This is a genomic window from Leisingera methylohalidivorans DSM 14336, assembly GCF_000511355.1.
GTDB classification, from domain to species: Bacteria; Pseudomonadota; Alphaproteobacteria; order Rhodobacterales; family Rhodobacteraceae; genus Leisingera; species Leisingera methylohalidivorans.
Genome location: NC_023135.1, coordinates 1629631 through 1654449, shown reverse-complemented (window position 1 = coordinate 1654449; position 24819 = coordinate 1629631). Strand labels below are relative to the sequence as shown.

Below are 24819 nucleotides of genomic sequence, written 5' to 3'. Positions count from 1 at the left end.
CCCTTCTGGAATCGCTGTGTCCTGCAGATCTAAAAGGTAATTTGGCCGCAAGATGGGCTCAAATGGGGCAGATCTGCCTTATTGTTGAAGAAACGGAAACAGTTGCTGGAAATCCGCAGGCTTCACGACCGGCCCATCCCGTTGGCAATCTCGATCAGTGCACCGTTGAATTCGGCCCCCAGGATCAGGATGGCCGAATTCAGATAGAGGAAGATCATTGCGGCCATAGCTCCGGCAAGCCCGGCGTATGTGGCCGAGTATTGCGCGAAAGAACCAACGTAAAACGCAAAGCCGCTGCCGCAGGCGAGCCATAGCAGAAGCGTCAGGATCGCCCCCGGCAGGATCCGCCGCAATCGGTGCACCCGGCCCGGCAACAGCACATGAAACGCGAGCACCGCACCAGTAGGAAGGGCCAGTGCCAGAGCGCCTCTCAAGCCTTTCTCCCAACCGTTTGGAACGTTGTCGAAGGGCAGCAATTGCGCGATGTGCCTGACATAGAGCGGCACTATCACTTCAAACACTGTGACGGCCAGGATACCTGCACCGCCCAGAATGACCAGCCCGATACACAGCGCCCTCGACCGCCAGAACGGTCTTGTATCTGTATCATGGTAGGCCTGCACCATGGCTGTGCGGACAGCATCGACGCCATTCGACGCAAAATAGAGCGCTAACAGTCCGCCAAAGGTGACAAGCTGGGTATTCGATGTCTGCAACACCGCCTCCAGCTCGGTCAGAATCGGCCGTGCCACCGCGTCCGGCCAAACGCTGAACAGCTGTTCCATCATGGTTTTCATGGCAAATTCCTGCGACAGTAAACCGGCGACTGTCCCCGCCAGCGCCACTGTAAACAGAACAAATGGAAACAACGCCAGCATCATCGACATGGCGATATGGCTGCTCATCACCCAGCCGTTTTTCCGGTTGAAACGGCGGGCGGCGTCCAGCAGGGCTGCAGGCCAGCAGCGAAAGGGCGGCAGGATCGGCATAGCGGCAAGGTTCCATAACCATTGGGAAATTGCCAGCGGCAAAGATCATAGGCCTTGATTTCCGCCCGCCGCGGCCCGGCCGGGTATAGCAGGCACCGCCATTCAGTACTAACTTGAAATCAAAGCGCTATCTTAGGACCTTCAGATGTTTTGGATTGTTCTCAGCACCGTGGCTATTGCCGCAACCTGGGCGGCTGCCGGGCTTGCAGCCCTTCAAGCAGCCCGCACCGCGCGCACGCCGCAAGGGGCCATTGGCTGGGCCGTCTTTCTGCTGGCTGCGCCGATAGCCGCCCTGCCCGCCTATATGATTTTCGGCCACCATCGGTTCAAAGGATATTGGACGGCCCGCCGCGCCGCGGAACAGGCTGTTGTTGCTACCCGGAAGTATACCAGTGCCCGATCCGGAAAGTCGCGGACATTGCCGGTGAACGCAGCGCCCTTTGAAGCCATTGCCGGCATGAACATTTGCCACGGAAACGGATTGGAACTGTTGGTCGATGGTGAAAATACGTTCAACTCCATCTTCGAAGCGATTGATGAAGCGCAAGAATATATCCTGGTTCAATACTATATTCTGCGTGCGGACACTGTCGGAAGGAAGCTTCAGGCCAAGCTGATAGAAGCCGCTGAACGCGGTGTGACGGTTTGGTTTATGACAGACAGCATCGGCAGCCGGAAGCTGACCCGCGGCTTTGCCCGCGCGCTGGAAACAGCCGGTGTGAACATGATTGATCCCGCAGTTCAACGGCCGCCTTGGCACCGGCTGCGCATCAATTTCCGGAACCACCGTAAGACCGTCATTGTGGATGGCCGGACCGGCTTTACCGGCGGCCTGAATGCCGGCGAGGAGTACATGGGGCTGAACCCTGTAATGGGACCATGGCGGGACACGCATGTGCGGCTTACCGGGCCGGTTGTTCAGCAGTTGCAGCTCTCCTTTGCCGAGGATTGGCACTGGCACACGCAAGAGCCAATCCTGGACCTGTTGAACTGGAAGGCTGAACTGTCACCGCAAGACCGGACGGGCTTGATTGTCTCAACCGGACCCGGCGATACCGACGGCAACGGATCCATGCTGTTTTTCTCGGTGATCACCGCAGCACAGGAACGGGTGTGGATGGCGTCCCCTTACCTGGTCCCGGATCAGGAGGTGCTTGCCGCTTTGAAACATGCTGCGCTACGCGGGCTGGATGTCCGGATTCTATTACCGGATTCCATTGATCACCACCTGCCTTGGCTTGCAGGTTTTGCATTCTTTGATGAACTGCGGGAGGCAGGCGTCCATATCCTGCGCTATCAGGGCGGTTTCATGCATCAGAAATGTTTTGTCATCGATGACAGGATTTCGGGTGCGGGAACGGCCAACCTTGATTACCGGTCGTTCCGGCTGAATTTTGAAACCATGGCGTTGTTTTTCGACCCGCGGTCGGCGCGTGAAATGTCCGAAATGCTGGCCAGGGATTTCCAGCGTTCTATTGAGCTTACACAGCCGCTGGACCAGCAGGCATGGCCCATACGATTGCTGGCCCCCGTGACACGCCTGCTGGCCCCTGTGCTTTAATCTTTTTCGCTATGTGCTTCACCGTTCAAGGAAAACAGCCGTCCCATTGCGCTGACCAGAAAGGCCGTGCTGATTCCAAACGCGAATAATCCGGTGACAGCACCAAAAGCGGCAAAAATCCGCAGCGCTGGACCCAGCACAACGTCGCCGTAGCCAAGCGTTGTATAGGTTGTCAGCGAGAAATACACTGATGTGTTCCAGTCGCCGAGCGCACCGACCAGGACAAAAGCGGCGGACCAAATCCAGATCTGCGCCGTATGACCGCCCAGAATGATGAAGATAGCCACCACAAGCATGAGCCCGACCTGCCAAGGCTTAAAAGGTTTGGCAAATCCTGCCGACAGCCTGTTCAGCACAGCCGAGCAAAAAACCAGAACCGAGATTTCGAGTATCATACAGACACTCAGATTGATCGAACCCAACAGCAACTGGTTCCATAGCGTCATTCCCGCACTCCCGTCGGTGAGAAGCTTTGTTGAGGCTTCGCGGTACCTTATAAAGGCGATCCGCTACGCTTAACCATAAGAATGCCGGGTGGGCCAGCCTTTGTGCCGCACTGGACATCTTCCTGGCGGAGGTATTGAGTGCCGTTGCAGGAATTGAAGACCAAAGCGCAGGAGGGTGCCGCAGGATGGTTTTGAAGATCCGCAACGTGACCAAAACCTATCCGGGACAGACACCGGAAACCGCTGTGTTACGCGGGGTGTCACTGGATCTGGCCGCCGGCAGCAGCCTGGCGCTGACTGGCGACAGCGGCTCCGGCAAAAGCACATTGCTGCACTTGGCCGGGGCATTGGATCACTTTGACAGCGGCGAAATTGAAATTGCGGGCACCCGGCTTTCCAATCTCAGGGACCGGCAGCGCGCTGCCCTCAGGAGGCGCGATGTTTCACTTGTTTTTCAGCAGTTTAATTTAATTCCTTCACTCAGCATCCGGCAGAATATCTCGTTGCATGCACGGTTGGGAAACCGGTGGGATCCGGATTGGGGGCGAGTGCTGGCGGAGCGCCTTGGCCTGACCGGATTTCTCGATCGCTACCCCGAGCAGCTCTCGGGCGGGCAGCAACAGCGGGTTGCCATTGGCCGCGCCCTGGCCCTGCGCCCCAAATTGCTGCTGGCGGATGAGCCGACCGGGAACCTGGATGAAACTGCCAGTGCGGCGGTGATGGACCTCATGCTGGAGCTGGTTCAGGAAAGCGGAGCGGCCCTGTTTCTGGTCACGCATTCCACCGCCATTGCCGGTATGCTGGACCAGCGTCTTCATCTGCAGCTTGGCCAAACCGCATGATCCGCTCCGCGCTGAGTGCAATCCTGTCGCACTGGCGCCGGCATCCTCTGCAACTGGCGACGCTGATGGCCGGGCTGGCCCTGGCAACAGGGCTTTGGTCTGCAGTTCAGGCAATCAACGGCGAAGCCCGTGCCAGCTACGCCCGGGCCGCGGAGCAGCTTGGCACAACGGCGGCGGACCGGCTGGCACCGGAAGATGGCACAATCACGCTGCAGCAATACGCCCGCTTGCGCCGGGCGGGCTGGCAGCTGACACCGGTGCTGGAGGGCACTGTCAGGTTCAAACGACAAAGCTTTGATATCATGGGTATTGATCTGCTAAGCCATCCGCTGGTTCCAGCCCTGGCCGAGGCGGCTGAGCAGGACCGCGCACCTGCATTGGATGCATTATTGCCGCCCGGCCGGTTCTTTGCGCATCCAGAAACTGCGCGGGTGCTTGCTGCGGCGCAGAGCGAGCACCCGGTAACCGAAACGGACAGATTGCCGCCCGGCATGCTGATTTCTGACATCAGTTTGGCCAGCCGCCTGCTGCGTCAGCCGGACAGTCTCAGCTACCTGCTCATTCTGCCGGATCAGATTTCCGGCCTGACACCACTTCAACATCTTGCGCCCGGCCTGATCCGCATTCCAGCCCGCAGTGCAGCGGCAGACACGGCCCGGCTTACTGACAGTTTCCACCTCAACCTGACGGCCTTCGGCCTGTTATCCTTTGCTGTCGGGCTGTTCATCGTTCAAGGGACCATCGGTCTCAGCCTGGAGCAGCGCCGGGGCATGATCCGGACCCTGCGCGGGCTGGGTGTTCCTATGCGGGTTCTGGTAGCGCTGATTGCAGCAGAGCTTGCGGTTGTCGCGTTGATTTCCGGTACTGCCGGGCTGGCCGGCGGCTATCTGGTCGCTGCGGCGCTGCTGCCGGATGTTCAGGCCACTCTGTCCGGGCTGTACGGCGCCGCGGTGGACGGCGGCCTCGGCTTGCGCCTGGAGTGGGTGTTGTCCGGGCTGGCAATGGCCTGCGGCGGCACATTTCTGGCCGGGGCGCAGGCGCTTTATGCCTTATGGCGGATGCCCTTGCTGGCCGCACCCGCACCCCAAGCACGCGGGCAGCAAGCAAACAGGTCGCATACGGCGGCGGCATGCGCAGGTGCCCTGTGCATACTCGCCGGGCTTGCGATCATCGCTCTCTTTCAAGGGCTTATTGCAGGGTTTGTTTTCTTATCCGGGCTTATGCTGGGGTCGGCACTCATGCTGCCGTTGCTGATCGCCACAGGTCTGCGGATCGGGGCGCGGCTGTGCACACGTCCCTTTGCCGAATGGCTTTGGGCCGATACCCGGGCACAACTGCCCGGGATGTCGCTTGCCCTGATGGCCCTGCTTTTGGCGTTGGCGACGAATATTGGCGTCGGAACAATGGTTTCCAGCTTCAGGCTCACCTTCATTGGCTGGCTGGACCAACGCCTGCCGGCCGAGGTCTATGTGACTGCAGTCAGCGATCAGCAAGGCACGGGGCTGACGCAGTGGCTGGAGGATCAGGGCATAACAGTTCTGCCAATCCGGCGCAGTGATATCCGCTACAAGGGCGCGCCGCTGCGGATTTACGGCGTTGCGGATGATGAAACCTACCGTCAGAATTGGCCGCTGCTGGAGGCACTGCCCGGCGTCTGGGACCGTGTCGCCGCTGGAAAAGCTCTGCTGGTCAATGAACAATTCGCCCGCCGTCATGACCTTAGCCCCGGGCTTTCCTTGGCCCTGGCACCGGATTGGGAGATGACCATTGCCGGGATCTATTCAGATTATGGCAACCCGAATGGCCAGGTGATCACTTCCCTGGCTGCATTGCTGGACCGCGAACCGGATATCCCCAACCGGCAGTTCGGGCTGCGGCTGCCTGCCGAAGATGTGCCGGAAATTGTCAGCTCCATTCGTCAAGCATTCGAAATACCTCAGGAAAACATCGTCGACCAGGCGGGCATCAAGGCCCGGTCCCTCAGTATATTTGATCGGACTTTTACCATAACCTCCGCGCTGAACCTGTTGACGCTGGGGGTGGCCGGGTTTGCCATGCTGACCAGCCTGCTTACCTTGTGGAGCCAGCGTTTGCCGCAGCTTGCGCCGGTTTGGGCGATGGGGCTCAGCCGCCGCCAGCTGGCCGGTGCCGAAGTCCTGCGCAGCCTTCTTCTGGCCGCGATCACCGCGGTTCTGGCCCTGCCGCTTGGGCTTGTTCTGGCCTGGGCGCTGCTGGCCGTTATCAATGTTGAAGCTTTTGGCTGGAAGCTGCCGATGCATCTGTTTCCAGGCGACTGGCTTCGGCTTATCCTTCTGGCGCTGCTGGCCGCGGTGGTGGCGGCCGCCCTGCCCGCCCGCCGGCTCAGCCGCCTGGATCCGGCGGAATTGCTCAAGGTGTTTGCCAATGAACGTTAGATCCGTTTTGACGATCTTCATCGCAGGCTGGGCCACTACGGCCCTGCCGCAAGGTTACGCCGGGCTGGGAACTGAGGCTGACGGATTTGCAGTTCCAGAGCTTGGCCGCCAGCTGACTTTTCCTCAGGATCATGGCGCCCATCCGGATTTCCGCATTGAGTGGTGGTACTTAACCGCCAACCTTACAGACGCCGGCGGCAACAATTACGGCATCCAGTGGACGTTGTTCCGTTCCGCCCTGGCGCCGGGAGAGGCCGAGGGCTGGCAAAGCCCTCAAATCTGGATGGCCCATGCTGCCGTGACGGCGCCGGATCAGCACCTGTTCGCCGAACGCATAGCCCGCGGAGGTGTGGGTCAGGCTGGGGTTTCGGCTGATCCTTTCGATGCCTGGATCGGCGATTGGCAGATGCGCTCCACGGGAGAGGCTATTGAAAGGATGGAGATAACCGCTTCAGCGCAAGAGTTTTCTTATGAGTTGCAGCTCATCGCTGACGGTCCGCTCGCGCTGCATGGAGAGGATGGGTATTCCGTGAAATCCGCAAGCGGCCAAGCGAGCTATTATTACTCTCAACCGCATTATCAGGTGTCTGGAATGCTTGATCTGCCTGGCGGGCCTATTGCCGTGGCCGGGCACGGCTGGCTGGACCGGGAATGGTCAAGCCAGCCTCTGGCCGAGGATCAAAGCGGCTGGGACTGGTTCTCTCTCAGCTTTGACAGCGGAGATAAGCTGATGGGGTTTGTGCTGCGTGGCGAACGCGGTGATTTCACGTCAGGCACATGGATAACCGCAGATGGAAAAGCAGAGCCGCTGGCGCCTGGAGCCTTTCATGCCGAGGCGCTGGCTGCGAGCGATGTTCAGGGCCGGAAAATTCCCACACGCTGGCATGCAAGCCTGCCAGAAAAAGGTGTTTCCATTGAAGTTCAAGCACTTAATCCGCAAAGCTGGATGGGAACAACATTTTCTTACTGGGAGGGGCCGGTGTCGGTCAGCGGCAGCCATTCCGGAATGGGCTACCTTGAGATGACCGGCTACGACTAAGGGCGCCCGCAGGCGCCCTTAGTATCTTCAGCGAACCACAAAGACCGAGCAGTCCGAATGCCGGATCACCCGAGCCGCATTCGGACCAAGCAGGTAATCCTTGAGATCCGGCTTGTGGGCCCCGATTACAATCAGCCCGCTGCCCGCCGTTTCAGCTACCTTCAGGATTTCCTGATACGCTTTGCCGGTGGCCACCAGGTGGCGAACCTTGGCGTTGCCATCCTTTCCCAGCACCTTGGTGCAAAGATCGCGCAGCCGCTGGGTGGTGTCCTTGACCGCTTTTTGATGGTGGTGCTCCTCAAAGAAGCCCGACACCCAGCTTTCGCCAAAATCAGGCAGCACATTGACGACGTCCAGCTGGGCACCGTCCAGCTCCGCCAGCCGGGCAGCCTGAGACAGAACCTTTTCGTCGGACGCTTGGTCACTCAATTCCAGGGCGCATAGGACGGGTTTGTTCATGCCGGGACTCCTTTTTGTTCACGCGAACGGCCGCGCTGCATCAGCGCAACAAGCGCGACCAGCAGCAGCGCCGGTATAAAGATCAGCTCCTTGGGCAGTTGGCTGGCCGGGGCCTGGATCGTTGCGACCTGCACCGGTTCATCGGCATAGAAATCAAAACTCTCCAAACTGGGCGCCGCCGGGGTGCCGAACATCGGTTCGTCCAGCTTCACAACGCCGTCTTCCTCCAGCAGCAACAGGCCATAGGCATCCACTGCCTGCTGACCGCCAGAGCCATCGGCCGTCAGGATCATCGTAGTGCTTTTGATCTCGGAGGTATCGAAATCAGGGCCTTCGACCGTGATCCTGAACTCCGCACCCGCCTCAGCCTCATCCAAGGCCTGAACCAGCTGAGCCGGCGGCACTTCGGCATAGGGCGGCATCATCCGGTCCATGAAGAAGTCCGGCCGGAACAGCGCGAAGGCTGCAAAGATCAGTAGGACACTCTCATAAATCCGGCTGCGGCTGACGAAGTAGCCCATGGTGCCGGCCGTGAAGACAAGGATGGCGATGGTGGCTGATATGGCGACAAGAATGCCTTGTATCCAGTTCACATCGATCAGCAGAAGGTCGGTGTTGAAGATGAACACAAACGGCAGTGCCACGGTCCGCAAGGAGTAGAAGAAGGCGGTGAAGCCGGTGCGGATTGCATCGCCGCCGGACACAGCCGCTGCAGCAAAGCTGGCAAGGCCAACAGGCGGCGTCACATCGGCCATGATCCCGAAGTAGAACACAAACAGATGCACGGCAATCAGCGGCACGATCAGACCGGACTGGGCGCCAAGTTCAACAACCACACCGGCCATCAGCGAGCTGACAACAATGTAGTTCGCCGTTGTCGGCAGCCCCATGCCCAGAACCAGCGACAAGATACCAACCATCACCAGCATCAAAATCAGGTTGCCGCCCGAGACAAACTCAACCAGTTCGGACATCACCTGCCCGACACCGGTCAGTGTCACGGTGCCCACGATCACACCAGCCGTGGCCGTGGCCAGCGCGATGCCGATCATGTTGCGGGCACCGTCGATCAGCCCGTTCCACAAGTCGTGGACGCCTTCCATAAAGGAATTGGCCATATTGCTTTGGCCGCGGAAAATCGCCTTGAGCGGTTTCTGGGTCAGCAGGATCACAAACAGCAGCGCGGTGGCCCAGAAGGCAGACAAGCCCGGCGACTTCTGTTCGATCATCAAAAAGTAGACCAGCACGATGATCGGCAGCAAGTAATGCAGGCCAGCCTTATAGATCTCGCCCACTACAGGTAATTCGACCTCCTTGGCGTTCGGGTCATCCGGCACCAGGTCATCGACGCCGGAGGCAAGCCACAGCAGAGCTACGTAAGCCGCGAACACCAGCGCCGCCAGTGTCAGCCCGGAGGCGCCCGGCATCGCTGAGGTGATCCACTTGACCGGATACTGCACGCCATAGCAAAGGGCAGCAAAGCCGGCAAAGAACAGCGCCATGCCGCCGATGGTCCGGCCCATGGAAACCACCCGGTTGCCCAGCGTCGGCATGTTCCGCTTCACCGCTTCCAGATGCACGATATAGACCAGCGCAATGTAGGAGATCGCGGCCGGCAGGAAGGCGTGGGTGATCACCTCGACATAGGAGATGCCCACGTATTCCACCATCAGGAAGGCGGCAGCGCCCATCACCGGCGGCATGATCTGGCCGTTGACCGAGGACGCCACTTCGACCGAGCCGGCCTGTTCGCTGGTGAAACCCACCCGTTTCATCAGCGGGATGGTGAAAGTGCCGGTGGTGACCACGTTGGCAATCGACGAGCCGGAGATCAGACCGGTTGCGGCAGAACCAACAACCGCCGCCTTGGCCGGGCCGCCACGCAGGTGGCCAAGGGCGCCGAAGGCCATCTTGATGAAATAATTGCCTGCCCCAGCCTTATCCAGCAGCGCGCCGAACAGCACGAACAGGAAGACAAATTTTGTGGAAACACCCAGGGCGATGCCAAACACGCCCTCGGACGTGATCCACATATGGCTCATAGCCTTTTTGAGGCTGGCGCCCTTCCAGCGTATGACTTCCGGCACCCATTCGGAGGAGCCAAAAAACACATAGGCCAGGAAGATGGTTGCGATAATCGCCATTGCCGGGCCAAGCGCGCGGCGCGCGGCCTCAAACAGCAGAATCAGGCCTGCCAGTGCGAACCACTTGTCCATATCATCGGCAAGCCCGCCGGAATCGACGATCTTCTGGTAAAAAATATAGCCGTACATCGCGATCACGGTTCCGGCCAGCGCGAAGATCCAATCCTGAATAGGAATGTAACTCCGCGGGCTGGACTTCAGCGCGGGATAGGCGGCGTAGGCCAGGAAAATGGCAAAGGCCAAATGGATTTGCCGGGAATTGTTCACCACACTGCCGGGCAACAGCAGGTTGGAAACGGGTGAAGCCAGAACGACTTGGAATACCGACCAGATGACTGCGACGATTGCCAGGAACAGCCCCACGCTTCCTACCGGATTGCGGGCGCCTGCGTCTGAGGACGCGACAAGTTCCTGAAGCTCTTCTTCGCTGAGCGGCCGATTTCCCTGTGCATCGGATGCCATGGATAATCTCCCCTAAGGCCGCCGTTTCCCGGGGCCTGAATTTTTCAAGCCTGGGCAGCGGCCTCAGGCAAAACGGGGCGCCAAATGCGCCCCGTTCCTTTTGTTGGGTGGATTACTCGATCCAGCCCTTTTCTTTGTAGTACTTTGCCGCACCGGCATGCAGCGGTGCCGACAAACCGTCCGCGATCATCTCTTCCGGCTTCAGGTTGGCGAAGGCCGGGTGCAGCTTCTGAAACGCCTCGAAGTTTTCGAACACCGAGCTGACAACCGCATAAACCGCATCTTCGGAGACGTCTGCCGAGGTCACAAAAGTCGCGCCCACGCCAAAGGTCTTCACGTCCTCGTCGGAGCCGCGGTACATGCCGCCGGGGATGGTTGCGGTGCGGTAGAAGGAGTTGTCGCCTACCAGCTTTTCCACGGCCTCGCCGTCCACGGTGACCAGAACCGAGTCACAGGCGGTAGAGGCTTCCTGGATCGAACCGGAGGGGTGGCCAACGGTGTAGATCATGGCGTCGATCTGGTTATCGCATAGCGCTGCGGACTGTTCCGCCGCCTTCAGCTCGGTTGCCAGCGCGAAATCTTCCATGCCCCAGCCCTTGGCTTCCATCAGCACTTCCATGGTTGCACGCTGGCCGGACCCGGGGTTGCCGATGTTGACACGCTTTCCCTTCAGATCCTCAAAGCTGCTGATGCCGGCATCGGCACGGGCGACAACGGTGAACGGCTCCGGATGGACGGAAAAAACGGCCCGCAAGCCTTCGAACGGCTTGCCTTCGAATTGCACGACACCGTTGTAGGCATTGTACTGGATGTCGGATTGGGCCACGCCGAACTGCAGCTCGCCTTCCTGGATGGTGTTCACATTGTAGACGGAACCGCCGGTGGATTCGACGGCGCATTTGAAGCCATGCTCCTTGCGGCCCTTGTTCACCAGACGGCAGATGGCGCCGCCGGTCGGATAATAAACACCGGTCACGCCGCCAGTGCCGATGGTGATGTATTCCTGAGCAAATGCTGCGGGCGCCGAAAAGGCCGCCGCCACCAATGCACCGATAGCCAACTTGGTGTGTTTCATGATCAAGTCTCTCCCACTTGTCTTATGATTTGCAGCCCGGCGCGGAAGGCAGAGAAAGCGTTTCTACTGTCACTGCACAGCCACATAAATCGGCCCGCCGGGCTGGGCGTGTGCGGATTATTTTGCACGTGCAGAAGCGTTTCATTGGCACTCTATCAAGTCAAGGGTGCTATCTATTGACGCACCCCTCAAATCCGCATTTTTCTCTTAATTGACGACGGTTAGGTAATTTTCCCCATCAAGGACCTGGTGTGACACTTCACCTGTGCAGGAATTTTTTTCTTGCGGTGAAAGTAGAGAGCGAAGCGATTCTTCCGGCAGGCAGGACACAGCGCCCATTACCTTAACCTGCTATGCCGGGTAGTTTTTTACAGTTTTGCGGCAGCCTGAAAAACATCCTGGTGACAAGTCATCCGGATGACGCTAATACGCACCACATTAAAATTGATCCGCCGTACCAAAATTTGCAGGGCGACAGCATTAACGGGGAGCTTGCGGCAATGCTGCTGAGCCAAGTGATTTCTGACAACCCGTCTTTGACGGATTTCTGGGCATTGGAACGCTGCGTTTCCGCCGCGGCCAGAAAGATACCCAGCGAGGCAAATGCGCCGTTGACCTGCGACGTTGAGCCGGAGTTCCGCTGCACGCCGCGGAAATGGGATCTGATCCTGTCGGCGGCCCATGACCGCGGCCTGCGGGCGCGCCGCGCCTGATAACCGGCTAATCACCGCCAGCCCTGCCGGACCAGCCGATGGCACGCTGGCTGGCCGCGCCGGCACCCGAAGCAACCAGCAATGGCACCCACCCCCAGCAGGAAGGACAGCGCTGTCATCATCACCGCGCGGAAACGCTGTTTGGCGGCTTCCTGTGCGGCATCGCGGATTGAGATTCCGCGGCGCGTTGCTCCATCGCGGACTCGACAATCAGAATGGCGTTTTTCGACGCCAGGCCGATCAGCATGATCACCCCGATTTGCGTGTAGAGGTTGATGTCGTTACCGGCGATTGCCACCGCCGCAATCGCTCCGAACAGGGCCAGGATCACCAAAAGCAGGATTGCGCGACCAGGGAACAGATCGCCGAACAGTACTGCCATTGCCAGAATCACTGTGACCAGACCCGCCGCGTCCAGCTGCTGCTGTCAGATAGTCATTGTCTTCGGCTGGCAGGAATACTTTGGAGGTGGCAGTGAAGATACTGCCGGAGCCAAAGGCAACCGCCGTGATGATGGCAAGCCCGTTCACCGGCAGGCGCAGCACCCGGGTGGCGATACTCAAATACCCTCTGCGTACGCCGCCGATCATGCTTTCGAACAGGGCCAACAGACCTTTTGGCGGGCCGGAGCGCGCCTTGAGCATAATGGAACAGGGGCCGGTGACAGGGTCAGCGCGTTGACTGAGGAGATCACAACCGCAACGGAAATGGTCTCCGCAGACTGCGAATAAACCTTGCCGGTGATTCCTGGCATGAAGGTGCCCGGCACAAACACTCCCAGCAGCACCAGTGTGGTTGCAATCACCGGGCCGTTAATCTGCTCCATCGCCTTGCGGGCGGCCTCAGCCGGGGGCAGCCCCCTCCTCGGCAATGATCCGTTCGACGTTCTCCACCACCACGATGGCGTCATCCACCACGATGCTGACCGCCAGCACCAGGGCAAACAGCGAAATGGTGTTGAGCGACATGCCAAGCACCAGCAGGGCAAATGTCCCGATAAGGGAAACCGGGATGGCCACCGCCGGTATAGTAGTCGCCCGGAAGGAGCCGAGGAAGATGAAGACCACCCAGATCACCGGCGCGAAGGTCATCATCAGGGTGGGAATCACGTCATTCAGCGACTGTTCTGCAAAGTCCGTGGTGTTGAATGGCACCGAATAGGCGACGTCGTCCGGGAAGTCCGCCGATAACCGGTCCAACTCTGCCAGCACAGCCTCGGACACCGCCAGCGCATTGGCGCCGGGAGACTGGTAGACGGCCAGGATGGTCGCCGGCACGCAGCCGAGGTAACCCGAGGAATTGTAATTGGAGGCCCCGGTTCCACCTTGGCAATATCTCTCAGCCGGACAGTGCTGCCGCCGTCACCGGTTCGGATGACGATGTCCTCAAACTCGCTGACTTCGGTCAGGCGGCCCTTGGAGTTGATGCTGTATTGAAAGACTTGATCACCGGCACTGGCGGCGCGCCCACCTGCCCGGCGGAGACTTCGATATTCTGTTCACGCACCGTGTTGATCACGTCACCGGGCGCAATGCCTAGGCCGGCCATCTTGTTCGGATCCAGCTATACCTGCATGGCGTATTCAAAGTTGGTCGGGAATCGTGTCTTGCCCAAACCATCGACCCGCGCCAGAGCATCCTTGATATTGATCGCGGCATAGTTCGCTAAAAAATGCGTTGTCATACGAGCTGCCGGGGGATGTCAGGGCCGCGGCCAGCAGCATGTTGGAAGAACCTTTCTGAGACACCACACCGTGTGCCGTGACTTCAGCAGGAAGGGCCGCCGTTGCCAGCGCCCCCTGGTACTGCACGTTGACCAACGTGCGATATCGGCATCAGTTCCAACCTCAAAGGTCAAAACGAGAGAATAGCTGCCGCTGTCAGCTGAAGTGGAGGACATATAAAGCATCCCGTCCCCCCCGCTGACCTGTACCTCGATCGGCGCAGCGACACTCTTTGCAACGGTTTCAGCATTGGCGCCGGGACAATTTGCGCTGACGTTCACCACCGGCGGGGTGATTTCAGGGAACTGCGCCACAGACAGCACGAAGTAGCCGATCACCCCATGACCGTCAGCACCTGGGAGATGACAATCGCAAACTTCGGCCGCGAGATGAAGATTGAGGAAAACATCGCTTATTCTCCTGCCCGCCCGGCCAGCACCGGATCCACTTCCACACCGGGACGGATTTTTTGCAGGCCTTCGACCACAACGGTTTCCCCGTCTGTCAGCCGATCCAGCATAACGATGCCGGTACCCTGCACATCGCCGGTGACGATGTAGCGCTGGGCCACCTCGTTCTGATCATCCGCTGCCAGAACAAACGGCCCCTGCTGATCGCGCTGGATCCCGGCCTGACAGATGATGATCCGGTCGACTGCCGCTTGCGATTGCAGGCCGACGGTCAGAAAGGCGCCGTCCAAGATCAACCGGTGATCGTTTTGAAACTGCGCCCGCACAGAGACGGCGCGGGTGGCCGGATCAACCTGGTTGCCGGCAAAGGCGATCCTGCTGGGCGGGTGCAGGACCTGCGAGCATCAGGCCTGCTGCCGCTATCATTGCAAGTCCGGCCCCCCAGACAGGCCCCAATCCAGAGTCGTGCCATGCTGTGCCCCTTCCAATTTTGAAACTATGTAAGAAATGACTGCGCGGACGCGCGCAGACTGCTATCGGCGCCGATGTGAATCTCCTTTCATTGATTAAGCTGCTCACCATATCCGCAAGGCTGTTGGTGTGATTGGGCTGTGAGCGGAACCTTTGGCGCGCAACAGGGGTTGTCCTGATAGAGACCGGTCGGACTGCCCCGCCTGCGCAGCATTCATTGATAGCCGCTTAGGCACCGCTAACTGATCCCGAGATGCCGATAGGCCTGAAACCCAGGAGGATGACATGCGATGGAGAGGGCGCCGTGGAAGCCGGAATATCGAGGACCGGCGCGGCCGGGGGCTTACAGGCAGGACCGCGGGGATCGGCGGTGCGGGGGCAGTATTGATCGTTGTCGTCGGGGCCTTTCTGGGCGTCGACCTCACGCCGCTGCTGCAAGGGTCAGCGCCGCAAAGCCGCCAGTCCGCGCCGGTCACCGAAGCCGACCAGGAGGCCGCGGAATTTGTCAGCGTGGCCCTGGCCGACACTGAGGAGATCTGGACCGCGATTTTTGAGCAGCAGCTGGAGCGGTCCTACGACCCGGCGGTGCTGGTCTTGTTCAAGGGCGTGACGCAATCGCCCTGCGGCGGGGCGTCCGGCGCCTCCGGCCCGTTTTATTGCCCGCTGGATGAGAAAGTCTATCTCGACACGGCCTTTTTCACCACGCTCAGCCAGCGGCTGGGTGCCGGCGGCGATTTTGCCGCCGCCTATGTTGTCGCCCATGAGGTTGCCCATCATGTGCAGAATGAACTCGGCATCCTGGGCGAAACCCAACGGATCCGCGCGCAGGTGAGCGAAGTGGAATCCAATGCGATTTCCGTGCGCACAGAGCTGCAGGCCGACTGCTTCTCCGGGGTCTGGGCCCGCTACGCACGTGATGACTTGGGCACGCTGGAGCCGGGGGACATCAGCGAAGCGATGAACGCCGCCAAACAGATCGGCGACGATACGCTGCAGCGTAACGCAGGCCAGGCGCCGCAACCGCACACCTTCTCGCACGGCACCAGCGCGCAGCGGCAGGCTTGGTTTTCCCGCGGGTATGAGACCGGGGCAGTGGACGCCTGCGATACATTCAAGACCGCCTCACTCTGACCCGGCTGCCGACTGATCATTGAATTCTCCCCGTGCAGATGGTTGTCTAATCCCGCAGGCGGCGCTAGGCCGGACCCGTAAAACGGGTCGATTCCGGCACCTCGTGCTGAGCCGCCGGACTAGGGAGACAGCCAGATGAAAGTAGATGGTAGGCATTACCGGTCCCTGTGGTGGGATCATGACAAGGACGCGCTGCAGATCATTGATCAGCGCTGGCTGCCGCATGACTTCCGCATCCAGCAAGTGAACACACTGCAGGAATTTGCCGAAGCAATTGTCGAAATGCGGGTCCGCGGCGCACCGCTGATCGGGGCCACTGCGGCTTATGCCATGGCGCTGGCAATGCGGCTGGATCCGTCGGATGCGGCGATGGATCAGGCTTGGAGCTTTCTGAACGCCACCCGCCCCACTGCCATCAACCTGCGCTGGGCGCTGGACCGGTGCCGCAACCGCCTGCGGCCGCTGGCAGCGGCTGAGCGCGCTGCCGCCGCGCTGGCCCTGGCCCATGAGATCGCAGACGAAGATGTGGAAATCAACCGCAGCATCGGCGCGCACGGATTGGAGCTGATCAAGCAAATTGCCGCACAGAAACCCGCGGGCGAACCGGTCCGGCTGCTGACCCATTGCAACGCCGGCTGGATTGCAACCGTCGATTGGGGCACTGCCACCAGCCCGATGTACCAGGCGCATGACGCGGGCATCCCGATCCATGTCTGGGTAGATGAGACCCGTCCGCGCAATCAGGGCGCGCTGACATCCTGGGAACTGGGCAGTCACGGCATCAGCCACAGCTATATTACTGACAATGCCGGGGGCCACCTTATGCAGCACGGCCAAGTAGATCTGGTGATCACTGGCACCGACCGCACTACCCGCCGCGGCGATGTCTGCAACAAGATCGGCACCTATCTGAAGGCGCTGGCGGCCAAGGATAATGGCGTGCCCTTCTATGTCGCCCTGCCCTCGCCGACCATCGACTGGACGGTCTCGGACGGAGTTGCCGAGATTCCGATCGAAGAACGCAGCGAACGTGAAATCACCCATGTGCAAGGCAAGGCCGGAGATGGTGCGATCGATGTGGTTCAGGTAACCCCGGATGGCACACCAGGCGGCAACCCGGCCTTTGACGTGACCCCGAACCGGCTGGTCACCGGCCTGATTACCGAACGCGGGATCTGCGAAGCCACCGAAGACGGCCTTGCCGGGTTGTTTCCGGACATGGCCGCCGCCAGATCCGCCTGAGACCGGAGGATCCTCCGTGAAGCCTCCGTATCAAGACAGCCCCGAGCTGCGGCAGGCCGTGATCGACGCCTGCCTGGAGATGAATGCCACAGGCATCAATCAGGGAACCTCCGGCAATATCTCGGTGCGCACGGGCGAGATGATGCTGATCACGCCCTCCGGCGTGCCCTACGAGAAGATGGCGCCCAAGGATCTGGTGAAGATCCCTTTGGACGCTGGCCGATGGCCGGAGGGGCAATTGAAACCATCGACTGAATGGCCTTTCCACCTTGCCATTCTGCGGGCCAAGCCCGCTGTCAACGCAGTGGTTCACGCCCACCCCGTCTATTGCAGCGCACTGGCGATAAACCGTCAGCCTATCCCTGCCTGCCACTATATGGTCGCCGCCTTTGGCGGCAACGATGTGCCGGTGGCAGATTATGCGCTGTTCGGCAGCCAGCAGCTGTCTGATAATATCACCCGGTCATTGGAAAACCGCAGCGCTTGCCTGATGGCGAACCATGGCGCTGTAGCCACCGGCGAAAGCCTGCCGCGCGCGCTATGGCGCCTAGGGGAATTGGAAACCTTGGCAAAGGGTTATGCGACGAGCCTTACAATAGGTGAGCCGCACATCCTGTCTGAAACCGAAATGCAGGAGGTGATCGCTGCCTTCGCGGATTACGGCCTGAAAGACAGCCGCTGATCTTACACAGGCTTAAGGCAAGAGCAGTGCGTGATTGCGAGAGCTTTCAGTTGACTCGGATAATCAAAGAAACAAAGGCCTGCAGCAAGAACTTGCTGCAGGCCTTTGTTTTTATTGGTACCCAAGGCCGGACTCGAACCGGCACGCTGTCACCAGCGGGGGATTTTGAATCCCCTGCGTCTACCATTCCGCCACTTGGGCCACGTCCTGTTCCTAGCCAAGCCAGACGCCAAGGTCCAGAGGCAAAAATGCTCTTCCCTGCCGAAAAAACAGCCTGTGGCGCATTCCCCTGCAGCAAAGGTTGACGGAACGCAGCGCGCATGCCACCTCATCTTGCAAAACCCGTTGAGGATGCAGGGCACTGAATGCTGAAACCGCTGTACAACCGGACGATGGCCCTGGCCGATCACCCCAAGGCGCTTTGGTGTTTGGCCATTGTCGCCTTTGTCGAAAGCTCCGTCTTTCCGATTCCGCCGGATGTGCTGATGATCCCGATGATCCTGGCCCGCCCGTCCCGCGCCTGGCTGGTTGCGCTGGTCGCGCTGGCGGCCTCGGTTGCGGGCGGCGTGCTTGGCTATGCGATCGGAGCGTTCTTCTACGAGGGCATCGGCCAGCCTGTGCTGGAGGCAATGGGCAAAGGCGATGCCATCGCGGAGTTCAACACGCGTTTTAATGATTTCGGGTTCTGGGCTGTGCTGGGCGCCGGCATCACACCGTTCCCCTATAAAGTCATAACCATTATGTCGGGGTGGACGGGCATGCCGATCGGCACCTTCATTGCCACCTCTATCCTTGCACGCGCATTGCGTTTTTTCATCGTCGCCGGGTTGCTCTGGAAGTTCGGAGCCCCGATCCGCGATTTTATTGAACACCGCCTGGGCCTGGTTTTCACAGCCTTCATGGTTGTCCTGTTTGGCGGCTTCCTGCTGGTAAGGTTCATCTGATCATGCATCGTTTTCTGATCATCCTCGCGGCTGGCGGCTCTGCCGCTCTTTTGTTGGGCGCGCTGGGGTTCCAGTACATTGGCGAGATGGCGCCCTGTAAACTTTGCTATTGGCAGCGCTACCCGCATGCCGCCGCCGCAGGCATCGGCGTATTGGCTCTGATCATTCCAGGAACGCTGCTGCCTTATCTGGGGGCGCTGGCGGCACTGGCCACCGCAGGTGTTGGCGCATTTCATACCGGGGTTGAACGCGGCTGGTGGGAAGGTCCCTCCACTTGCACGTCCGGTCCGATTGGCGGCTTATCTCCGGATCAATTGCTGGACCAGATCATGGCCGCCCCCTTGGTACGTTGTGATGAGGCGCCATGGGAAATGCTGTCGCTGTCTATGGCCAGCTGGAACGCCATTGCATCTTTTGGTTTGGCGCTGCTTTGGTTTGCAGCGGCCAACCATGCCCGCAAACAGGGTTAACCGGCAGGTAAGCTGAAGTGAAGTCGACAACCATCTGGTATGACTGCGATATTTCCAGTATCTCAGCTATCTTTTTTTGTCGCCAGCAGCAGGTTCGTCTCGCTGCTCACAATCCCCTCGAAGGTTCGGATCTTTGCCAAAGCTGTGTCTAAGGTTTCCAGTGTTTCGGTGCCAAGCTCCACAATCAAATCCCAGCGTCCATTGGTGGTATGAATTGCCCGGACTTCGGGAAGGCCCTGCAGCTGCCGGGTGATCCGGTTGGTGCCACGGCCTTCGATCCCGATCAGCATCAATCCACGGACCGGATCCCGCAGCACGTCTTCTTTCAGCACCACGGTAAACCCCAGAATATCACCACGCGCCTGCAACCGCTCAATCCGGGCCCGCACCGTGGTGCGCGACAGGTTCAGCTCAAGTGCCAGATCCGACAGCGACGCCCGCGCGTTATGCCGAAGCGCTGACACCAGCCGCTCATCCGTTTTGTCCATTTTGAACCTCAATTCGATCAGTCACTGTCCTTTATGAGCAAAATGCCCGCTGGAATCCATCGCATATCGGAGCTTTCTAGGAAGAAAGTATATTTCTTCGAGAGGCCAAAACGGTGACTTCACAACATTGCATCCTAATTGGCGCGCCGGTGGACAGTGGTAAACGCCGGGCCGGCTGCCTGATGGGGCCCGACGCATTCCGGACTGCCGGGCTAGCCGCCGCGCTGGAAAGTCTTGGGCATACGGTTGAGGACTTGGGAAACCTGACACCAGCCCCCTATGCGCCCGATAGCAACGACGGGCTGGTTTTTGCCCGCAATGAGACCATCGGCTGGACTTCGCGCCTGGCACAGGCAGCTGAAGGTGCTCTGGAGGGCGGCCTTCCCGTTTTCCTGGGCGGGGATCACTCGCTCTCGCTCGGCTCCGTCGCCGGTGCTGCGAATTATGCTGCCAAGGCCGGCCGCCCGCTGTTTGTTCTGTGGCTGGACGCGCATACCGATTTCCACACGCCGGATACGTCGGACAGTGGTAACCTGCATGGCACGCCAGTTGGATATTTCACAGGCCGTAACGGGTTCGAGGGCTTTCCTGAAGTTGCCAACCCGGTGCCGCAGGAGAACGTCTGCATGATCGGATTGCGATCTGTCGACGCCCAGGAGCGGCTTGCCCTGGAGGGCAGCTCGATCCGCACCCATGACATGCGCCATATCGATGAAAACGGTATCGCCGGCCCTTTGAACCGGTTCCTGGAACAAGTCGCCCAGGCCAACGGCATGCTGCATGTCTCGCTGGACGTGGATTTCCTGGACCCCTCTGTCGCCCCGGCAGTTGGCACCACGGTTCCGGGCGGCGCCACAGTCCGCGAAGCGCATCTGGTTTGCGAAATCCTGCATGACTCCGGGCTGATGACCTCATTGGATTTGGTTGAACTGAACCCGTTTCTGGATGAAAGGGGCCGCACAGCGCATTTGATGGTGGATCTCTGTGCCTCGGCTTTGGGCCGCCGCGTCTTTGACCGCCCGACACGGAGCTATCAGTGACCAGCCTGCAAGCCCCCGCTGCGGTGGTCATGGTCCGGCCGCACCAGTTCCGCTCAAATCCGGAAACGCAGGGCGACAACGCCTTTCAAATACTGGCAAACGGTTCAAGCGGAACAATCTCGGCACAGGCACTGGCTGAGTTCGACAGTGCGGTGGAAACACTGCGGGGCGCAGGTGTATTGGTGCATGTGTTCGACGACATGTCGGAAGATACCCCGGACAGCGTGTTTCCGAACAATTGGTTTTCCACTCATGCCGGCGGGCATGTCGCAGTTTATCCGATGTTCGCGGGCAACCGGCGCAAGGAACGGCGCTGGGATGTGATCGAACTGCTGAAACGGAACTACCGGGTTCAGGATGTGATCGATTACTCCGGTCTGGAACAGGACGGGCTGTCACTGGAAGGCACCGGCGCCATGGTGCTCGATCACATTGGCCGCATTGCCTATACGGTGAAATCCAATCGCGCCGACCCGGTCCTGCTGGAACGTTTCTGCACGCATTTCAATTTTGAACCCATGGTCTTCGAAGCCAAAGATGCCGCAGGGCGCGATATCTATCACACCAATGTTCTGATGGGAATCGGCACCGAATACGCGCTGATCTGCTTGGATATGATCGTCGATCCATGCCGCCGTGCAGACGTCGCTGAGCGGCTGGAAGAGACTGGCCGCCGGGTGATTGATCTGACCCGGGAACAGATCGCTGATTTCGCCGGAAACGCGCTGGAGCTTACTGGCGATAAACGCATTCTTGCACTTTCGGCCAAGGCGCTGGACGCACTGCGTCCGGACCAGATTGCAGAAATCGAGCAAAGCGCCGAGCCGCTGCCCTTGACCATTCCCACCATCGAAACCGCAGGCGGGTCGGTGCGCTGCATGCTGGCAGGTATCCACCTCAGCCCCCGTGAAAGGACTTCCGCATGACACAGCCTTCAGAAAAAGCATTGGTGCCTTTTGTCAGTGTCGACAATATGATGCGCCTCGTTCATCACATCGGCATCGAACAGATCCTGCGGGATCTTGCGGGCTATGTCGAAGACGACTTCAAACGCTGGGAACTGTTCGACAAGACCCCGCGTGTTGCCAGCCATTCTGATGTCGGTGTGATTGAGCTGATGCCAACCTCGGATGGCGAGGCTTATGGTTTCAAATACGTGAACGGTCATCCAAAGAACACATCCGAAGGCCTGCAAACTGTTACCGCCTTCGGCCTGCTGGCAGATGTCTACACCGGATACCCGGTGCTGCTGACCGAGATGACCATGCTGACCGCTCTCCGTACCGCGGCAACCTCAGCAATGGCGGCCAAGTATCTGGCGCCTAAAGGCTCAACCACGATGGCGATGATCGGCAACGGCGCCCAGTCGGAGTTTCAGACACTGGCGATGAAGGCGATTATCGGCCTGAAATCCGTGCGTCTTTATGACAAAGACACCGCTGCAACCGCGAAATGTGCTCGAAACCTGGAGGGCTTGGGCGTTGAGGTTGTGTCCTGCAAAACTCCGGAAGAAGCCATTGAAGGCGCCCAGATCCTCACAACCTGCACTGCGGACAAGCAAAACGCCACCATCCTGACCGACAACATGGTCGGTAGCGGTGTGCATATCAACGCGATTGGCGGCGACTGCCCGGGCAAGACGGAATTGGCAGCCGGCATCCTCAGCCGCTCTGACGTCTTTGTCGAATACCCGCCGCAAACCCGCATCGAAGGCGAAATCCAGCAGATGCCGGAAGACTTTTCCGTTACTGAACTGTGGGAAGTGATTTCGGGCCAGAAACAGGGCCGCACCGGCGACCGGCAGATCACCCTGTTCGACAGCGTCGGCTTTGCCATCGAGGATTTTTCTGCCCTGCGCTACATCCGAGACCGCATCAAAGGCACTGACTATTTCATCGAGCTGGACATGCTCGCAGATCCGGACGATCCGCGCGATCTGTTTGGCATGCTCCAGCGCGCGAAAAGCTGACCCAATGCAAAGGCGGCCCGTTACCCTGCGGCCGCCAATACTTCCGGCCTCTCAGTCTGCTCGCCGCCTACTGCGGCGTGTGATGACAGTGTCCCAAGAGATTTGAGCGTCTGCCCTTTCAGGGAAAAAGACATCGGCGGAGAGGCCGGAAACCTTACTTTACAAGTACTTGAACACTGTCCCTCAAGCATCCAACTCAGTGTCCCAATAGAGGAAATCCATCCAGCTGTCGTGAAGATGGTTGGGCGGAAACTTGCGGCCGGTATTCCGCAGCTCTTCTGCGCCCGGCCGCCGCGGCGGTTTGCGCAACGACATACCAGCCCGGTGCAGTGATTTGGAACCCTTCTTCAGGTTGCAGGGGCTGCAAGCTGCCACCACATTTTCCCAACTGGTCACCCCGCCGGCCGCGCGCGGCACCACGTGATCAAAAGTCAGCTCTCCCTTGCTGCCGCAATACTGGCAGTGGAACTCATCCCTCAAGAATAAATTAAAGCGCGTGAAGGCCACGCGCTTTTGAGGTTTCACAAAATCTTTCAGAACCACCACAGAGGGTATTCGGATCTCGGTACTCGGACTGTGCACCACCTCGTCATACTCTGCCACGATAGCCACCCGGTCGAGCCAGGCCGCCTTGACCGCGTCCTGCCAGGACCACAAGGACAATGGGTAATAAGAGAGTGGCCGGTAATCCGCATTCAGTACCAGCGCAGGGTGCTGTTTCAGCGCCCCTGGGGATCTGACAAACTCTGCCCTGAAATCGCCATCCATCGTGAACGTCTTCCTCGCCCTGATCTTCCGTTCTCCGGAACCAGAGCGGGGAACCCGCCCCAGCTTATCTTGACTATATATCGTGGTTAGCGCCTGACAAGCCCTGATGATCCACAATATGTCGGGAGCTGCCTAAGCTGATTCCATGTCAGCGGGGTGACAGTTATCCACAAGCTGCTGCGGCGCGGCCCTCTTGCCTTGCCGCAGCCGGCCGCTTATTGCCCTGCCATGACCCGTCTGATCCGCTTCAACAAACCCTACAACGTGCTGCCCCAGTTCACCGACCGCAGCAGCCAGGACAGCCCGCGGGCCACGCTGAGCGGTTACATTGACTGCCCCGGCGTTTACGCTGCAGGCCGCCTTGACCGCGACAGCGAGGGGCTGATGCTGCTGACCGACAATGGCCGGCTGCAGTCCTGGATCACCGATCCGAAGCACAAGATGGACAAGACCTATTGGGTTCAGGTAGAAGGCATTCCTGACGCTCAAGCTCTCAAGTTGCTTGCGGAAGGTATTGATCTTAAAGACGGAATGACCAAGCCTGCCAAAGTTAGGGTGATCGATGAGCCACCGGGTCTCTGGATCCGGACGCCGCCAGTCAGGGTGCGGAAAACCGTCCCCGACAGCTGGATCGAGCTTACCATTCGTGAAGGCCGCAACCGGCAAGTTCGGCGGATGACGGCAGCGGCCGGTCATCCTACGCTTCGGCTGATCCGCTACAGCATTGGCGCCTGGACACTGGACGGGCTTGCACAGGGAGCATGGAACGATCTTGAACCGCCAAAGGTCCCAGGTCCCCCTAAGCCCTCTCGGAAGCCACCGCGCAAACCCAAGGCATCTGCGCCACGGCCGCCGGCAAGTGACAGGCCGCGGCGGCGCTGATATTCTGTCAGCATGCCATCGCAAGCCCCTGCCCCCAACGCCATTCTGGAAGCTGCGCTTTATGTGAATGATCTGGACGCGGCCGAAGACTTCTACGGCCGGATCCTTGGGCTGGAGCGCATCCAACGGATCGGTGACAGACACGTCTTCTTTCGCTGCGGAACATCGGTACTGCTGATTTTCAACGCTGCGGAAACCGAAAAACCGCCTGGTAATCCGCGCTTGCCGGTGCCGCCGCATGGCGCCCGCGGCCCTGGCCATGTGTGTTTCGCGCAGCCACGCAAAGAATTGCTTCAGATGCGTGCGCGGTTGCTGTCCGCCGGAGTGGAAATAGAGGCCGAGTTCGATTGGCCCAGCGGAGCGCATTCAATCTATTTCCGGGACCCCGCCGGGAATTCCGTCGAAATCGCCGAGCCGTATCTCTGGACCCCCTGAAACGCCGGGCCTCCTGAGAT

Annotated in this window: 23 protein-coding genes, 1 tRNA gene and 1 pseudogene; 15 read left to right on the top strand and 10 right to left on the bottom strand. The window is 59.6% G+C overall.

The features are described from left to right. Positions 1-122: 122 nt before the first annotated feature. Positions 123-989, bottom strand: a complete 867-nt coding sequence (locus METH_RS08225) for a YihY/virulence factor BrkB family protein (protein WP_024089982.1) — start codon at positions 987-989, stop codon at positions 123-125. 145 nt (positions 990-1134) lie between these two features. Between METH_RS08225 and cls the strand changes: the two genes are divergently transcribed. Further along, on the top strand, positions 1135-2550 hold the full coding sequence (gene cls / locus METH_RS08220) for a cardiolipin synthase (protein ID WP_024089981.1): 1416 nt from the start codon (positions 1135-1137) through the stop codon (positions 2548-2550). Here cls and METH_RS08215 read toward each other — a convergent pair. After that, positions 2547-2996 carry a potassium channel family protein gene (locus METH_RS08215; protein ID WP_024089980.1) on the bottom strand — a complete coding sequence of 150 codons (450 nt, stop codon included), beginning with the start codon at positions 2994-2996 and terminating at the stop codon, positions 2547-2549. The two genes, cls and METH_RS08215, sit on opposite strands and share 4 nt — an antisense overlap. A gap of 185 nt (positions 2997-3181) precedes the next feature. Between METH_RS08215 and METH_RS08210 the strand changes: the two genes are divergently transcribed. Genes METH_RS08210 through METH_RS08200 form a run of 3 tightly spaced genes read left to right on the top strand, consistent with a single transcriptional unit; the run spans position 3182 to position 7291 of the window. After that, on the top strand, positions 3182-3838 hold the full coding sequence (locus METH_RS08210) for an ABC transporter ATP-binding protein (RefSeq protein WP_024089979.1): 657 nt from the start codon (positions 3182-3184) through the stop codon (positions 3836-3838). Next, complete coding sequence (locus tag METH_RS08205; RefSeq protein ID WP_024089978.1) at positions 3835-6252, top strand: FtsX-like permease family protein; 2418 nt, start codon at positions 3835-3837, stop codon at positions 6250-6252. The genes METH_RS08210 and METH_RS08205 overlap by 4 nt, the downstream gene beginning before the upstream one ends. Then, the gene (locus tag METH_RS08200; RefSeq protein WP_024089977.1) at positions 6242-7291 is read left to right on the top strand and encodes a lipocalin-like domain-containing protein; all 1050 of its coding nucleotides are present in this window, start codon (positions 6242-6244) and stop codon (positions 7289-7291) included. Before METH_RS08205 ends, METH_RS08200 begins: the two co-directional genes overlap by 11 nt. A 27-nt stretch (positions 7292-7318) precedes the next feature. Here METH_RS08200 and METH_RS08195 read toward each other — a convergent pair whose 3' ends face one another. The 3 genes from METH_RS08195 to METH_RS08185 form a co-directional block, all read right to left on the bottom strand. Further along, on the bottom strand, positions 7319-7750 hold the full coding sequence (locus METH_RS08195; protein WP_024089976.1) for a universal stress protein: 432 nt from the start codon (positions 7748-7750) through the stop codon (positions 7319-7321). Further along, entirely contained in the window at positions 7747-10356 is a 2610-nt protein-coding gene (locus METH_RS08190) for a TRAP transporter permease (RefSeq protein ID WP_024089975.1), read from the bottom strand. Before METH_RS08190 ends, METH_RS08195 begins: the two co-directional genes overlap by 4 nt. A 112-nt stretch (positions 10357-10468) precedes the next feature. After that, positions 10469-11431: a TAXI family TRAP transporter solute-binding subunit gene (locus METH_RS08185; RefSeq protein WP_024089974.1), complete on the bottom strand. Its 963-nt coding sequence runs from the start codon at positions 11429-11431 to the stop codon at positions 10469-10471. Positions 11432-11784: 353 nt separating this feature from the next. Between METH_RS08185 and METH_RS24770 the strand changes: the two genes are divergently transcribed. Continuing rightward, a complete protein-coding gene (locus METH_RS24770) occupies positions 11785-12144 on the top strand; it encodes a hypothetical protein (RefSeq protein ID WP_245602970.1) in 360 nt (119 codons plus the stop codon). Positions 12145-12178: 34 nt separating this feature from the next. Here the strand turns inward: METH_RS24770 and METH_RS25370 are convergent. Together METH_RS25370 and METH_RS08170 are read right to left on the bottom strand one after the other, a co-directional pair. Continuing rightward, positions 12179-14276, bottom strand: a pseudogene (locus tag METH_RS25370) (efflux RND transporter permease subunit); the annotation flags it as partial. 3 nt (positions 14277-14279) lie between these two features. Continuing rightward, positions 14280-14567, bottom strand: a complete 288-nt coding sequence (locus tag METH_RS08170) for a permuted SH3 domain-containing protein (protein WP_245602969.1) — start codon at positions 14565-14567, stop codon at positions 14280-14282. Between the two features lie 466 nt (positions 14568-15033). On the opposite strand from METH_RS08170, the gene ypfJ reads away from it, so the two are divergent. The 3 genes from ypfJ (at position 15034) to METH_RS08155 (ending at position 17803) form a co-directional block, all read left to right on the top strand. After that, entirely contained in the window at positions 15034-15879 is an 846-nt protein-coding gene (gene ypfJ, locus METH_RS08165; protein ID WP_024089966.1) for a KPN_02809 family neutral zinc metallopeptidase, read from the top strand. 135 nt (positions 15880-16014) lie between these two features. Beyond that, positions 16015-17121 (top strand): S-methyl-5-thioribose-1-phosphate isomerase, encoded by a 1107-nt coding sequence (gene mtnA / locus METH_RS08160; RefSeq protein ID WP_024089965.1) that lies wholly within the window; start codon positions 16015-16017, stop codon positions 17119-17121. Between the two features lie 16 nt (positions 17122-17137). Continuing rightward, complete coding sequence (locus METH_RS08155; protein WP_024089964.1) at positions 17138-17803, top strand: class II aldolase/adducin family protein; 666 nt, start codon at positions 17138-17140, stop codon at positions 17801-17803. Positions 17804-17918: 115 nt separating this feature from the next. Here METH_RS08155 and METH_RS08150 read toward each other — a convergent pair. Beyond that, positions 17919-18004: transfer RNA gene (locus METH_RS08150), tRNA-Leu, on the bottom strand. Between the two features lie 164 nt (positions 18005-18168). On the opposite strand from METH_RS08150, the gene METH_RS08145 reads away from it, so the two are divergent. Both METH_RS08145 and METH_RS08140 read left to right on the top strand, forming a co-directional pair. Beyond that, positions 18169-18747: a YqaA family protein gene (locus METH_RS08145; RefSeq protein WP_024089963.1), complete on the top strand. Its 579-nt coding sequence runs from the start codon at positions 18169-18171 to the stop codon at positions 18745-18747. A 2-nt stretch (positions 18748-18749) separates the two neighbouring features. After that, on the top strand, positions 18750-19217 hold the full coding sequence (locus METH_RS08140) for a disulfide bond formation protein B (protein ID WP_024089962.1): 468 nt from the start codon (positions 18750-18752) through the stop codon (positions 19215-19217). 62 nt (positions 19218-19279) lie between these two features. Here the strand turns inward: METH_RS08140 and METH_RS08135 are convergent, their stop codons facing one another. Further along, positions 19280-19705, bottom strand: a complete 426-nt coding sequence (locus METH_RS08135; protein ID WP_024089961.1) for an Lrp/AsnC family transcriptional regulator — start codon at positions 19703-19705, stop codon at positions 19280-19282. A gap of 113 nt (positions 19706-19818) precedes the next feature. On the opposite strand from METH_RS08135, the gene rocF reads away from it, so the two are divergent. From rocF to METH_RS08120, 3 genes are read left to right on the top strand one after another with little or no spacing between them, the layout of a single operon-like run. Then, positions 19819-20745, top strand: a complete 927-nt coding sequence (rocF, locus tag METH_RS08130; protein ID WP_024089960.1) for an arginase — start codon at positions 19819-19821, stop codon at positions 20743-20745. Then, positions 20742-21671, top strand: a complete 930-nt coding sequence (ctlX, locus tag METH_RS08125; protein ID WP_024089959.1) for a citrulline utilization hydrolase CtlX — start codon at positions 20742-20744, stop codon at positions 21669-21671. The genes rocF and ctlX overlap by 4 nt, the downstream gene beginning before the upstream one ends. Beyond that, positions 21668-22714, top strand: coding sequence for an ornithine cyclodeaminase (locus tag METH_RS08120; RefSeq protein ID WP_024089958.1), 1047 nt, complete (start codon positions 21668-21670; stop codon positions 22712-22714). Before ctlX ends, METH_RS08120 begins: the two co-directional genes overlap by 4 nt. 183 nt (positions 22715-22897) lie before the next feature. Here METH_RS08120 and METH_RS08115 read toward each other — a convergent pair whose 3' ends face one another. Next, complete coding sequence (locus tag METH_RS08115; protein WP_024089957.1) at positions 22898-23482, bottom strand: HNH endonuclease; 585 nt, start codon at positions 23480-23482, stop codon at positions 22898-22900. Positions 23483-23710: 228 nt separating this feature from the next. Here METH_RS08115 and METH_RS08110 point away from each other — a divergent pair, with 228 nt between their 5' ends. After that, positions 23711-24364 (top strand): pseudouridine synthase, encoded by a 654-nt coding sequence (locus tag METH_RS08110; RefSeq protein WP_024089956.1) that lies wholly within the window; start codon positions 23711-23713, stop codon positions 24362-24364. Between the two features lie 12 nt (positions 24365-24376). After that, positions 24377-24799, top strand: coding sequence for a VOC family protein (locus tag METH_RS08105; protein WP_024089955.1), 423 nt, complete (start codon positions 24377-24379; stop codon positions 24797-24799). Positions 24800-24819 lie beyond the last annotated feature (20 nt).